The organism is Pandoraea cepalis, from assembly GCF_902459665.1.
GTDB lineage: Bacteria > Pseudomonadota > Gammaproteobacteria > Burkholderiales > Burkholderiaceae > Pandoraea > Pandoraea cepalis.
Genome location: NZ_CABPSL010000008.1, coordinates 137,260 through 150,422, shown reverse-complemented (window position 1 = coordinate 150,422; position 13,163 = coordinate 137,260). Strand labels below are relative to the sequence as shown.

The following is a 13,163-nucleotide window of genomic DNA, read 5'->3' as shown; positions in this document are numbered from 1 at the left end:
CACGCCGCCAGCGAGCCGTCGTCATGAGGGGCACTTCTGGATCGAGGAAAGATTTGCTTAGTTTTGTGATTCCAAGGAGAACATCATGCCCCTAGTCTCTATGCGACAGCTGCTCGACCATGCCGCCGAAAACGGCTACGGTCTGCCGGCCTTCAACGTCAACAATCTGGAGCAGGTTTCCGCCATCATGGCCGCCGCCGACGAAGTCGGTGCGCCGGTCATCATGCAGGCCTCCGCCGGTGCTCGCAAGTACGCCGGCGAAGCGTTCCTGCGTCACCTGATCTCGGCCGCCGTGGAAGCGTATCCGCACATCCCGGTGGTGATGCACCAGGATCACGGCCAGTCGCCGGCCGTGTGTATGGCCGCGATCAAGAGCGGCTTCTCGAGCGTGATGATGGACGGCTCGCTCGAAGCCGACGGCAAATCGGTTGCCAGCTACGAGTACAACGTCGAAGTGTCGAAGAAAGTGGTCGAGTTCTCGCACTACATCGGCGTGACGGTGGAAGCCGAGCTGGGCGTGCTGGGTTCGCTCGAAACGATGAAGGGCGACAAGGAAGACGGCCACGGCGCCGACGGCACGATGACCCGCGAGCAACTGCTGACCGACCCCGATCAGGCCGCCGACTTCGTGAACCAGACGCAATGCGACGCGTTGGCCATCGCCATCGGCACCTCGCACGGCGCCTACAAGTTCAGTCGCAAGCCGACGGGCGACATTCTCGCCATCGACCGCATCAAGGAAATCCACCGCCGCATTCCGAATACCCACCTCGTGATGCACGGCTCGTCGTCGGTGCCGCAGGAACTGCTCGCCGAGATCCGTGAATTCGGCGGCGACATGAAGGAAACGTACGGCGTGCCGGTCGAAGAGATCGTCGAAGGCATCAAGCACGGCGTGCGCAAGATCAACATCGATACCGACATCCGTTTGGCGATGACCGGCGCGATCCGTCGCTATCTGTTCGAAAACCCGAGCAAGTTCGACCCGCGCGACTACCTCAAGCCGGCTCGCGAAGCCGCCAAGCTGGTGTGCAAGGCGCGCTATCTGTCGTTCGGTTGCGAAGGTCAGGCCGGCAAGATCAAGCCGGTCGCGCTCGAGAAGATGGCCGAGAAGTACAAGAGCGGCGATCTCTCGCAGATCGTGAAGTAATCACCTGCATCACGGCCATGCCGGGGTTCTCCCGCATGGCTTGCTGCCCGGCCGGGGCGGCGTGGCGCCGACGAGGCAATCCGCTCGAAGGCACACGACGCTCAGGTCGCAGGCCCGGCTTTGGCCAGCACACGCTGGAACAGAAGCCGGGCTTTTTCTTTTGGCATCTGCAATTGAAACTTGCCGCCCAACTCCGAGCGGATCGTGGCGGTCAGCATTTCCACGCCGTCGACGATCAGCGTCATCGGTTCGTTCATATGCTGACGCGAGAAATCACGCATCCGTGCGGTGGCGCTGTCGCGCAGGCTCATCGTGACGACGACCTCGATATCGGCGGGGGCGACGCCGTCTTGCGCCGGGAACTGCAAACCCAACTGTTCGATATCGCGCGCGGCAAACAGGGCGAAACGCGGAATGCCGTCGTCGTTTTCCGGCGTGGCGATCGCCACCAGCCTGGGTAGCGTGGGCCGCTCGGTGGTGTCGGCGGTGGCCGTCGTGCTCGACGTTCCGGATGCCGCGCGTGCCCCACTGGCCCGATGGGCGGGCGCGTGCGCATGGGCCCCGGCAGACGGCGGCGCGGCCGCGTGCGGCGCCGCCGTTTGCGCCAGCACGGGCAGGCTCGCCAGCGCCAGCACGGCGGCGAGGGTTGCGACGCATTGCCCTGCACGGGTCGGCCAGACAGGTCCGGGTGTCGATGTGATCGTCATGGCAGCGCCTTGGTTCAGGTGAACGCTTCCATTCTAGGCAACATCCGGCGCGCAGGCAGGCGGGGAAGGCGCCCGCATTGCGAGGGTGCAAAACGACAGCGATCCGCCGATTCCTGAAGTCCGGTGCGACATCGCGTGGCAGTCTCCGGTGCCCCCCGCCAATCCGCCCATGCCAATGATGGGCCACCCGGAGATATCGATGCCATTGAATCGCCTTCCCAAGACCGTCGCCTGGTGCCTGGGGCTATCCAGTTCCGAGGAGGCGTCTCGGCCGCCGTCGCGGCGTTCGTCCATGGCGAGGACGATGACCTCCGCCGCGAATCGGGCAGCGTCCTCGCGCGCGCCGCAACGCGGCGCCGATGTGACCGGCGAGGTCCATGCCGCCACACCTGATCCGGTACCCGGGCCGTCGGTGCGCACGACATCCATGCGATCGATGGCCGCCGACTGGCAGGCTCGCCCGACGCCAACGGTCGACACGCCCGTGCCGATCGCGCTCTGGGGGGCGGATGACCCGGCGCCCGAGTGGGCGAGCGGGGAAGGGGCGGACCCGTGGGTCGAGGCCTATGGCGTGAATACGTCGACGCTCATCCGTGTGGACGGCAAATGTACGCGCTTCGGCCTGATCGAATTGGGCGGGCATCAATTCATCGTGGGTCCGACCGCGACGCCGGCAGAGGCCTCGGTGCTCACCCGCATGCTCAAGACCCATCCGCAGATCGGCGCGATCTTCTGCGTCGAGCCGGGCGCCATGCAGCTTCGTGACGCGCCGATCGACACGACGAGTGCCCCGGGTTACCACGAGCGCCCGATTGACGGATACATCCTGAGCGTGATGCACGGCGCGCGAGGCGCACGCGGGTCTGCTGCGCCGCAAGCGTCGCCCGTCGGCCTCGACGGCGGACTGTCGCATGTGCAGTTCATGGAGTTCACGGGCATGGAGCGATTCGACGCACAGATTCCCCGCGAGGTGCTATGGCGTGCCGGTCGGGGCGTGGCAACGTTCATGCGAGAGAACCCGGGCAAGATCGCGCTCGTGTGCTCGGAGCGTGGCATTGCGCGTCCAAGCGCCGTGGCGGCCAGCGCGGCGTTGCAACTCCGGTGCGGTGACGCGCACGTGCGTAACGATCTGGCGGCACAAGTGATCGCGCAGCGTTCGGAGGCGAGCGACCACCATATTAACGTCGCCTCGCGCAGCTTCGATCTCATGGCGGAATTTGCCCGATTGCTCGATATGCTGCGCAGCCCGGGGCGAGGGGAGCCGCGCTGGGAGCGCAAAGTGCATCTGCTCCGGCAGCGACTGCCGGAACTGACCGCCGCGCGCGGTGCGGCCATCGACTGGCAGACCGACGCCGGGCGTCGCCGTGCAGCCGATATTCTGGAAGCGAACTTTGACCGCGTCGCCCCGCTGCTTGCCTCGGGCGGCTTGCCGGCCGGCACGGCATTGCTCTGGCTGCGAGACGAAATCCATGCCCTGAGCGGTGTGCGATTCCTGAGCCCTAGCTATGTCGACGGGCACATCGACCGGATCTCTCAAGACGATATCGACCCGGACAGCCCGGACGCCGTGCGCCTGGTGTCGTTCGACGATTACGGGCTGACGTGCGACAACAAGTATTACGAAGCCTCGTCGGTGGCCGGCTGGTATCGGGCGTGCCTGCGTCAAGACGGCTATTTGACGAACCCGATCTCGCGGGTGCCGGTGGTCGCGTTGCTGATCCATGAGGCGGAAAAAGCGCGGCTGGAACTTCGGTTCCGCCACCCGCAGGGGTAAGGGGGGCGCGCGTCGGGGGGAGCCGGCGCGGGACATTGAAGCGAGGGTGAGGGGGCTCGGCGCCACGCCGGACCCACATCTTCGTGAAACGCCGCCCGACGCGCGTATAATTACGCCTTTGCCCTTCCTGATATTGGGTCCCGCCGTGACTACCCCCGCTCCGAACGCCCTGTACGAATCCTCCCTCAAGAGCCTGCCGCTGCTCTCGCGCGGCAAAGTGCGCGACAACTACGCCGTCGGCGACGACAAGCTGCTGATCGTGACGACGGACCGCCTCTCGGCGTTCGACGTGATCATGGGCGAGCCGATTCCGGGCAAGGGCCGCGTGCTCAACCAGATGGCCAACTTCTGGTTCGACAAGCTCGCGCACGTCGTGCCGAATCACCTGACGGGCGTGGCGCCGGAGTCGGTCGTCTCAAGCGACGAAGCCGCTCAGGTCGCCGGCCGTGCGGTCGTGGTCAAGCGCCTCAAGCCGATCCTCGTGGAAGCGGTGGTGCGCGGCTATCTGGCCGGCAGTGGCTGGAAGGACTATCAGGCAACGGGCGCCGTGTGCGGCGTAACGCTGCCCGCCGGTCTGCAAAATGCGCAGCAACTGCCCGAGCCGATCTTCACCCCGGCGGCCAAGGCCGAGCTGGGCGAGCACGACGAGAACATCAGCTTCGACGAGATGGTGAGTCGTATCGGCCGTGAACTGGCCGAGCAGATTCGCGAGATCTCGATTCGTCTGTACAAGGAAGCGGCGGCCTATGCGGCCACGCGCGGCATCATCATCGCCGACACGAAGTTCGAATTCGGTCTGGACGACGAGGGCAAGCTGCACCTGATGGACGAAGCGCTGACAGCCGATTCGTCGCGCTTCTGGCCGGCCGATTCTTACGTTGTGGGCAGCAACCCGCCGTCGTTCGACAAGCAATTCGTGCGCGACTGGCTCGAGACGCAGACGTGGGGCAAGACCCCGCCCGCCCCGAAGCTGCCCGACGAAGTGGTCGAGAAAACGGCCGCCAAGTACCGCGAGGCGCTCGAGCGCCTGACCGGCCAGCAACTGGCCTGAGCGGGACGTTGACGACATGAGCGAGAAACAAGCCGTGGCCCCGCGCGTTGGCGTGGTAATGGGGTCCAACTCGGACTGGGAAGTGATGAAGAACGCGGCCGCCGTGCTGGCCGAGTTCGGTGTGCCCTATGAGGCACAGGTCGTCTCCGCGCACCGTATGCCGGACGACATGTTCCGCTATGCCGAAGCCGCACGCGAGCGCGGACTCGTCGCGATCATCGCGGGCGCGGGCGGTGCCGCGCATCTTCCGGGCATGATCGCTGCCAAGACGTCCGTGCCGGTGCTGGGTGTGCCGGTGCCGAGCAAGTATCTGCGCGGCGAAGATTCGCTGCTCTCGATCGTGCAGATGCCCAAGGGCGTGCCCGTCGCCACGTTTGCCATTGGTGAGGCGGGCGCGGCCAACGCGGCATTGTTTGCGGTTGCGATGTTGGCGGCCGACGACAAGACGCTCGCCGGCAAGCTCGACGCGTTCCGTGCGAAGCAGACCGAAGTGGCGCGCGGCATGACCCTGCCCGCGCTGTAAAAGAACAACACGTCCCTGCGACTGTCAGCGCCTCAACCAAGATGAATTCTGCCTCTGCTGCGCCCGTTCTTCCCGGCCAATGGCTGGGTATGCTGGGCGGTGGCCAACTCGGCCGCATGTTCTGTTTTGCCGCCCAGTCGATGGGCTACAAGGTCTGCGTGCTGGACCCGGACCCGCGCTGTCCCGCCGGTGCCGTGGCCGATCGCCTGATCGTGGCCGATTATCGCGATGAGACGGCGCTCGCCGAACTGGCGTCGCTGTGCCCGGCCGTGTCGACCGAGTTCGAAAACGTGCCGGCGCAGTCGCTCGACTTCCTCGCCGCGTCCACGACCGTGAGCCCCGCCGGGCGCTGTGTCGCGATCGCGCAGGACCGGGTGGCGGAAAAGCGCTTCATCGAAAGCTGCGGCGTGCCCGTGGCCCCGCATCTGGTCATCGAATCGAACGAGGCGCTCGCGGCCATCGGCGACGCGGCCATCGAACGTGTGCTGCCGGGCATTTTGAAGACGGCGCGTCTGGGCTATGACGGCAAGGGCCAGGTGCGCGTGAGTACGGTTGCCGAGGCCCGCGACGCTTATATGGCGCTCGGCGGCGTGCCCTGCGTGCTGGAGAAGCGTCTCGCGCTGGCCTTCGAGGTGTCGGTGCTGAGCGCCCGTGGTGCGGACGGCGCAGTCGCGACCTATCCGCTCGCCCAGAACGTGCACATCGACGGCATTCTCGCGACCACGACGGTGCCTGCGCCCGACGCCGCGCCGGCGCTGGCCGATGCCGCACGCGCCGCGGCCGCCAGGATCGCGGCGCAAATGGATTACGTCGGCGTGCTGTGCGTCGAGTTCTTCATTCTCAAGGACGGCTCGCTCGTCGCCAACGAAATGGCGCCGCGTCCGCACAACAGCGGCCATTACACGATCGACGCCTGTGCGGCCAGCCAGTTCGAACAACAGGTGCGTGCGATGGCCGGGCTGCCGCTCGGCGAGACGCGTCAGCACTCGCCCGCGGTGATGCTCAACGTGCTTGGCGACGTCTGGTTCGAAGGCGAGGCCAAGGATCGGCCGCGCCCGCCCGCGTGGGCGGACGTGGTGGCGCTGCCCTCGGCACGCCTGCATCTGTATGGCAAGGAAGACGCCCGTGTCGGTCGCAAGATGGGCCACATCACGTTTGCCGGCGCGTCGCTGGACGAAGCGCGCAAAGCGTGCGTGACGGCGGCGGCAAGCCTCGACATCCCGCTGGAAGACTGAGCGATGACGTCGCCTCAAGCGCCGCACATCGTCATGCCACCCGCAGACGCGATCACGAAGGCCGCCGAACAACTGGCGGCCGGTGAGCTGGTCGCGTTCCCGACGGAAACGGTTTACGGTCTTGGCGGCGACGCGGAGAACCCGACGGCCATCGCGGCCATCTATGCCGCGAAAGGCCGCCCGGCGAATCATCCGGTCATCGTGCACGTCGCCCCAGAGGGCGACCCCGGCTACTGGAGCGACGATGTCACGCCGGCCGCCCGCAAGCTGATGGATGCCTTCTGGCCCGGCCCGCTCACATTGATTCTCAAGCGCGCGCCGCATATCCCCGATGCCGTCTCCGGCGGGCAGGATTCGGTGGGGCTGCGTTGCCCGTCGCATCCCGTGGCGCAGGCACTGCTGCGCGAGTTTGCCCGGATCAAGGGCGGAAGCGGGGGACAAGGCGGTGTGGCTGCCCCTTCGGCCAATCGTTTCGGACAAGTCAGTCCGACGGCGGCGCAGCACGTGCGCGATGAGTTCGCCGGACTGCCGGGCGTGACCATCCACGTGCTCGACGGCGGCGAGGCCGCCGTGGGGATCGAGTCGACGATCGTGGATCTGTCGCGCGGCTTCCCCGCGTTGCTGCGCCCCGGACATATCACGCCCGAGGAGATTGCCGAGGTGCTCGGCGAGATGCCGCGTCTGCCGGGGCAGGACACCGATGCGCCGCGGGCCTCGGGCACGCTCAAGGCGCATTACGCACCGCGCACACCGTTGTACCTGTGCGATGCCGATCAATTTGCGCCCGCGCTGGCGATGCGTCCCGGGGGCGAGCGCGTGGCGGTGGCGGCCTTCGCATCAACGCTTGCCAAGCTGCCCGCCGACGCGTCGGCGTCGGCCGATATCGTGAAGGTTGTGCTACCGGCCACGCCCGCCGCGCTCGCGACCGACCTTTACGCGATGCTGCGCCGGCTCGACCGCGCCAATGTCACGCATATCCTGTTCGAGCGTCTGCCGGACACCCCGGCATGGGCGGCGGTCGGTGACCGCCTGGGCCGCGCAGCAGCGGCATTCGAGCGCGCATAACGCGCAGTGGCGGGCTGGCGAGGCGATCGCGCCTCGTCAACGATCAAGGCGTGTGGCGCGACGCCCCAACGTCCCCAACATTTCCCATATTTCCCGATAATCCGCCGGCCGATGGCGTGACCGTCTGTCCTGCCGCGACTTGTGCCGCCTGCCACGCGCGTCGCCACTCGGGCGGCCCGAACAGCGCCATTGCCTTGTTGCGCCAACCCGGCATCGTGAGCGCGTCGCGCGCCATCGCCTGCCATTCGTGAAATGTCAGCGTGATCGGATTGTGCGTGCGGATCGGATCGACGATGCCGAATTCGCACGGCTCGGTCTCGCTTTCTTCCACGTAAGACCCGAACATCCGATCCCAGACGACCAGTACCCCGGCATAGTTGCGATCGATATAGCGCGGATTGCGCGCGTGATGGGCACGGTGAATCGACGGCGTATTCAGCACGTATTCCAGCCAGCCCAGTTTCGGAATCGCCTGGGTGTGTACGAAGAACTGGAACGCGAGGTTGAGCAGGACCACGCCGACGATCTGTATCGGTGTGAAGCCGATAAGCGCCATCGGCGTCCAGAACAGCCACATGCCCGCGACCGGATACATCAGGCTTTGCCGAAAGGCCGTCGACAGGTTGAGCCGCTCCGACGAGTGGTGCACGACGTGTGCCGCCCACAGCCAGCGGATTCGGTGACTGGCGCGATGAAACACGTAGTAGAGAAAGTCCTGCACGATGAAGAGCAGCGCGAAGCCGAGCCATCCGCCCGGCATCGTATAGAGGCGGTGATGGTCGTAGAGCCACGCGTAAAACGGCACGATGAGCAGCCAGGCCAGTTTGTCCGCACCCTGGTGCATGAGCGCGAGCGTGGCGTTGCTGATCGTGTCCTTCAGGCTGTACATGCCGGGGCGGCGGCGCCGCCAGTACCAGGCTTCGATACCGATGCACAGCACGAACACCGGCGCGAGCGCCAGCAGGATCAACTCGACGTTCATGACCTCGCGTCTCCTCACGATGGGGTCATCGGAACCGGTGCCCCGGCGTCTTGGCGACGGTGGCACCGATGGAACGTCTATTCTGACGCGAATGGCACGCGACAGCGCGGCGGTTAGAGGGAAACGTCAAATGCGCTCAGGCGAGTCGCCTTTTCAGACGGTGCGCCGCTTCCCCATCAAGGCGCGTTCTCGTAGACCCACGAAATGAGCGCGTCGTTGAACCCGCGGGCCTGGCTCGCCCGCGGATCGTTCACGAGCGAGACCACCACGTAGATGTTGCCGGAGCGCGAGCCGACATAGCCGGCCACGGCCCCCACATCGTCGAGCGTGCCGGTCTTGATGTGCGCGTTGCCGGCGACGTCGCGATTCATCAGCCGATTGCGCATGGTGCCGTCGACGCCGACCGTCGGCATCGATTCGATGAGCACCTGGGCGGTCGGACTGTTGATGCCGTGTTGCAGCAGACTGGCCAACTCGGTCGCGCTGATACGTTCGATGCGCGACAGACCCGAGCCGTTCTCCACCACGAGCCCCGGCATGGCGAGATCGTTCTTGTCGAGCCAGCGGTTCAATACGTCGCGCGAGCGCGTCAGGCTGGCTGGCGTGCGGTTGTTGTCGGCGGCGAGACCCAGTGTCAGGAACAGTTGCCGGGCCATCACGTTGTTGCTGAACTTGTTCATGTCGTGCACGACTTCGGCCAGCGTTTGGCCGCGATGCGTGACGAGCAGGTGAGCGCCCGGCGGCACGACGCCCGTACGCACATTGCCGTTGAACTGTCCGCCCGAGGCTTGCCACAGGGCGCGGAAGCCTCCCAGGAAAAATTGATCGCGATCGGGGGCGGCCACGTTCCAGCCCTTGTCCTCGCACGAGGCCGGATACGTGCCCGAGAAGTGCGCGACGTAACTGCCGTCGGCCATCGCGTTCAGCGTGGGGTGAATGCGGGCGAGCCAGTCGCCGCAGTGGCCGGAGCCGGTCGACGACAGGTTGTTTGCCACTTGCAGGTTCGCCAGCGGCGGCAGCACGCCGACCTCGACGGTGCCGTTCGGATTGCCGGTGAAGCTGAACGAGACCGCCTTGAATGAGTACAGCAGGGGATCCGGTGCGACGTTGTACGGCCGGTCGTCACCGCCATCGATGGCGCCGGTGTCGCCAATGTCCGCGCTGTAGGCGGAGCGGTCGAGCACGATGTCGCCGTTGATGTTCGTCACCCCGGCGTGATGCAACTCGGCGACGAACTTCTCCATCTCCTCGGGCACGAGCTTCGGGTCGCCCGAGCCCTTGAAATACAGATTGCCGTTGAGCGTGCGGCCGTCGGATGTGCCGTCGGTGAAGGCCTGCGTGCGCCAGCGATAGTCGGGGCCGAGCGTGTCGAGCGCCGCAATCGTCGTGACGAGCTTCATCGTCGAGGCCGGGTTGCGCGGCACGTTGGCATTGACGGCAAGCAGCGGCGGCCCGATGCGGCCCCGCGTTTGCAGCGGGTTGTCGACCTTCGCGACGATCACGCTCACATGGGCGGCGGGGACCTTGCTGGCTGCGAGCGCGCGCGCCAATTCGGGCGGCAGCGGCGTGGCGTGTGCGGCGCTCGCCGGTACCCTGGGCATCTTCGCGTGCTTGAGCGGCTTCGCCTCGACCGGGCTGCTCACGACCATCGCGAGTGCCAGCGCCGCGCAACACGCGCGAGCGACGTTGCTCATGAGGCGGCCCGATGGTGGCGAATGAAGGGGGCTGCGCAGTGAGCCCGAAAGGTCGGGGGAGCGAGAGGCGCTGCGAAGCAGGCGAGGAACGCGCATGACGGGCGAGGGTCTCCAGTGTTGCGCGCAGCGAAACCGTACGGCCTGAATGCACGACGGGCACAGGCAAGGCGATGCGGACGCGGCGGCGAAGCGATAAGCGGGTTGCGGGGCCGCGACGTGCGTCTGCCATGCGCGGCCCATGCGTGCCATTGTAAGGCGGTCATGCAACGAACTGTCGCTACAATGGGTCGAATTCCGGCGAGTGTCACGTCAAGGCAACATCAAGCAAGCGCAAACAACGTTGCGTCGGCCGCCAGTGACACGCCCGGAGAGGGTCTCAACCGGTGCTCAAGCCATGCGAATTTTGTTGGTGGAAGACGATGCGATGATTGCTACGGCCGTCATGAAAGGACTGCGCCAGGACGGCTGGACCGTCGATCATGTCGGCGACGGTCAGCGTGCGCTCGACGTGCTCTCGCTCGAGTCGTACGACGCGCTGCTGCTCGACCTGGGCTTGCCTCGCCGCGACGGTATCGACGTGCTGCGCACGTTGCGCGCGCGCGGCCAGACGTTGCCGGTGCTCATCGCCACGGCGCGCGATGCGGTGGCCGACCGCGTGAAAGGACTCGACGCCGGCGCCGACGACTACCTTGTCAAGCCGTTCGATCTCGACGAGCTGGCGGCGCGGTTGCGTGCGCTGGTGCGACGTCAGGCGGGGCGCAGCGAGCCGTTGCTGCGTCATGGCGGTATCGTGCTCGACCCCGCGACGCGCCAGGTCACGTGCGGCGGCGCGCCGGTGGGGCTCTCCGCGCGCGAGTATGCCGTGCTCGAAGCGTTGCTCAATCGGCCGGGCGCGGTGCTGTCGAAGGCGCAACTGGAAGAGCGCATTTATGGCTGGGGAGAAGAAGTGGCGAGCAACGCGGTGGAAGTTCACATCCACGGGCTGCGCAAGAAGCTGGGCGCGGACGCCATTCGTACGGTGCGCGGCGTCGGTTACATGATGCCTGCGCAAACGGGTGAGACGCCGCCTGCGGCCGGCATGACGGCACCGGAGGCGAACTGATGCGCTCGATTCGCCGTCGTCTCCTTTTCGGATTGCTGATCACGCTCGCGGTGGCGCTGCTGCTCGCGGGCATCGCCATCTTCCGCCAGTCGCGCACGGAGGCCAACGCGCTGTTCGATTTCCAGTTGCAGCAAATGGCCCTGTCGCTGCCGGCCGAGCCGTTCTCGAGCGTGCCTGGCGCACACAACGAGTCAGGCGGACTCGTCATCCAGATTTGGAGCCGCAACGGCGTGGAGTTGTACTACTCGCACCCGAGCACGCCGTTGCCGCCGCGCGCGGAACTCGGTTTCACGACCGTGCAGACGCCCGAAGGCGACTGGCGCGTCTACGCGGCGCTCGTGGGCGACAACGTCGTGCAGCTCGCGCAGCCGATGGTCATTCGCGATTCGCTCGCGGTCTCGATGGCGGTGCGCACGCTGTTGCCGCTGGTGGTTGCGATGCCGGTGCTCGCCTTGCTCGTCTGGATCGTGGTGGGGCGCGGTTTGCAGCCGCTGCGTCGCGTGACGAAGGCGCTCGACACGCGTGCGCCGGGGGCGTTGGATGCCTTGCCCGAGGTCGGCTTGCCCGACGAGGTGCGTCCGCTCGTGCGCGCGCTCAATAGTCTGCTCGGCAGACTCGGCGCGTCGCTCGCACAGCAAAAGGCCTTCGTGGCCGACGCCGCGCACGAATTGCGCACGCCGCTCGCGGCGCTGCAACTGCAAGTTCAACTGCTTGACCGTGCCCACACCGACGCGGAGCGGGCCGAGGCGATGCGGGATCTGCGCGACGGCGTGCGACGCGCTTCGCACATGGTGGCCCAATTGCTCACGCTCGCGCGACAGGAGCCGGACGCCGCGCGTGCGGCCGCGGCATTCGTCGAGGTGCCGCTGGCTCCGTTGCTGAGTGAGGTGGTGGCGCATCATGCGGCGCTGGCGGTGGCGCGCGGGATCGATCTCGGGCTGGACGCCCCCGACGCACTGGCGGCCGTCAGTCGCGTGCACGGCGATGCGAACGCATTGCACACGCTCTTCGGCAATCTGGTCGACAACGCGCTGAAATACACGCCGCGCGGCGGTCATGTCGACGTGCGGCTGGTGGCGGCAACGCCGGCACCGGTCGTGGAAATCGAAGACACCGGGCCGGGTATTGCGCCCACCGAGCGCGAGCGCGTGTTCGACCGGTTCTTCCGCGGCGGTGCGGCGTCGGTGGAGGGGGCTGCGCCCGGCCATTCGACGCCGGCGAGCGACGCGACGCAAGACGATGCCGATACCCCGCGTGCGCAGGGCACCGGTTTGGGGCTGGCGATTGTGCGCAACATCGCGCAGGCGCATGGCGCGCGCGTCGAGCTGTTCGATGCCTCCAACGGCCAGGGGCTTCGCGTTCGCGTGAGCTTCGGCGGCGCGACATCGGCGCCGCCGCCTGCGCTTTGATACGTCTGTCGCACGCGATGTCTCTGGCCCTCACCCCCGTGTCACGCTTGTGACCTTGTCATTGTCGATCGTGAGCGTGCGGCGATCCGGGCGGTAGTCGCGCGTCGTCGGCATGGCTCTGCCATCCTGCGTGCCGATGCGCCACGGGCAACCCTGTAGCATCGATTTGGCTTCGCTGAGCGACTTGCCGACGATGGCCTGATCGGCTGGCGCGTCCGGTGTGCAGGCACTGTTTTGGCTCGGCAGCGACATCGCGTTCGGCATGGAATCGGCCGGGCCTTGTGTTCCCATCCCATCGCCATGGCCGCCGGGCGCGGCGTGCACCGATGCCGCGAAGGCGAGGCACAACGTAACTCCGGCGCATCCCATCCAGCGAGCGGCGCGGCCATGTACGGACCGGCGATCAAGCGGCGTGTCGATCGTAGACATCATGATTCTCCTGTAGACGAAGACTCGCGGCGCGGGATCGCG

Annotated in this window: 12 protein-coding genes; 8 read left to right on the top strand and 4 right to left on the bottom strand. The window is 66.7% G+C overall.

The features are described 5' to 3' along the window. The first annotated feature begins 85 nt into the window (after positions 1–85). Positions 86–1,150 carry a class II fructose-bisphosphate aldolase gene (fba, locus tag PCE31106_RS12660; RefSeq protein ID WP_026131529.1) on the top strand — a complete coding sequence of 355 codons (1,065 nt, stop codon included), beginning with the start codon at positions 86–88 and terminating at the stop codon, positions 1,148–1,150. 101 nt (positions 1,151–1,251) lie between these two features. Here fba and PCE31106_RS12655 read toward each other — a convergent pair whose 3' ends face one another. Further along, the gene (locus PCE31106_RS12655) at positions 1,252–1,857 is read right to left on the bottom strand and encodes a hypothetical protein (RefSeq protein WP_150563482.1); all 606 of its coding nucleotides are present in this window, start codon (positions 1,855–1,857) and stop codon (positions 1,252–1,254) included. A 304-nt stretch (positions 1,858–2,161) separates the two neighbouring features. Here PCE31106_RS12655 and PCE31106_RS12650 point away from each other — a divergent pair, with 304 nt between their 5' ends. From PCE31106_RS12650 to PCE31106_RS12630, 5 genes are all read left to right on the top strand, one after another. Beyond that, a complete protein-coding gene (locus tag PCE31106_RS12650; RefSeq protein WP_150563481.1) occupies positions 2,162–3,631 on the top strand; it encodes a hypothetical protein in 1,470 nt (489 codons plus the stop codon). Positions 3,632–3,776: 145 nt separating this feature from the next. Then, positions 3,777–4,682, top strand: coding sequence for a phosphoribosylaminoimidazolesuccinocarboxamide synthase (locus tag PCE31106_RS12645; RefSeq protein WP_017231847.1), 906 nt, complete (start codon positions 3,777–3,779; stop codon positions 4,680–4,682). Between the two features lie 16 nt (positions 4,683–4,698). Further along, positions 4,699–5,205 carry a 5-(carboxyamino)imidazole ribonucleotide mutase gene (gene purE / locus PCE31106_RS12640; protein ID WP_150563480.1) on the top strand — a complete coding sequence of 169 codons (507 nt, stop codon included), beginning with the start codon at positions 4,699–4,701 and terminating at the stop codon, positions 5,203–5,205. A gap of 41 nt (positions 5,206–5,246) precedes the next feature. Beyond that, on the top strand, positions 5,247–6,440 hold the full coding sequence (locus tag PCE31106_RS12635; RefSeq protein WP_150563479.1) for a 5-(carboxyamino)imidazole ribonucleotide synthase: 1,194 nt from the start codon (positions 5,247–5,249) through the stop codon (positions 6,438–6,440). A gap of 3 nt (positions 6,441–6,443) precedes the next feature. Beyond that, positions 6,444–7,505 carry an L-threonylcarbamoyladenylate synthase gene (locus PCE31106_RS12630; protein WP_150563478.1) on the top strand — a complete coding sequence of 354 codons (1,062 nt, stop codon included), beginning with the start codon at positions 6,444–6,446 and terminating at the stop codon, positions 7,503–7,505. Positions 7,506–7,548: 43 nt separating this feature from the next. On the opposite strand, the gene PCE31106_RS12625 is transcribed toward PCE31106_RS12630, so the two are convergent. After that, on the bottom strand, positions 7,549–8,487 hold the full coding sequence (locus tag PCE31106_RS12625; RefSeq protein ID WP_150563477.1) for a sterol desaturase family protein: 939 nt from the start codon (positions 8,485–8,487) through the stop codon (positions 7,549–7,551). 176 nt (positions 8,488–8,663) lie between these two features. Further along, a complete protein-coding gene (gene dacB / locus PCE31106_RS12620; RefSeq protein ID WP_150563476.1) occupies positions 8,664–10,181 on the bottom strand; it encodes a D-alanyl-D-alanine carboxypeptidase/D-alanyl-D-alanine endopeptidase in 1,518 nt (505 codons plus the stop codon). A 394-nt stretch (positions 10,182–10,575) separates the two neighbouring features. Between dacB and PCE31106_RS12615 the strand changes: the two genes are divergently transcribed. Together PCE31106_RS12615 and PCE31106_RS12610 are read left to right on the top strand one after the other, a co-directional pair. Beyond that, on the top strand, positions 10,576–11,283 hold the full coding sequence (locus tag PCE31106_RS12615) for a response regulator (protein WP_017231841.1): 708 nt from the start codon (positions 10,576–10,578) through the stop codon (positions 11,281–11,283). Beyond that, positions 11,283–12,692 (top strand): ATP-binding protein, encoded by a 1,410-nt coding sequence (locus PCE31106_RS12610; RefSeq protein WP_150563475.1) that lies wholly within the window; start codon positions 11,283–11,285, stop codon positions 12,690–12,692. Before PCE31106_RS12615 ends, PCE31106_RS12610 begins: the two co-directional genes overlap by 1 nt. A 30-nt stretch (positions 12,693–12,722) precedes the next feature. Here the strand turns inward: PCE31106_RS12610 and PCE31106_RS12605 are convergent, their stop codons facing one another. Continuing rightward, positions 12,723–13,124, bottom strand: coding sequence for a hypothetical protein (locus tag PCE31106_RS12605; RefSeq protein ID WP_150563474.1), 402 nt, complete (start codon positions 13,122–13,124; stop codon positions 12,723–12,725). Positions 13,125–13,163 lie beyond the last annotated feature (39 nt).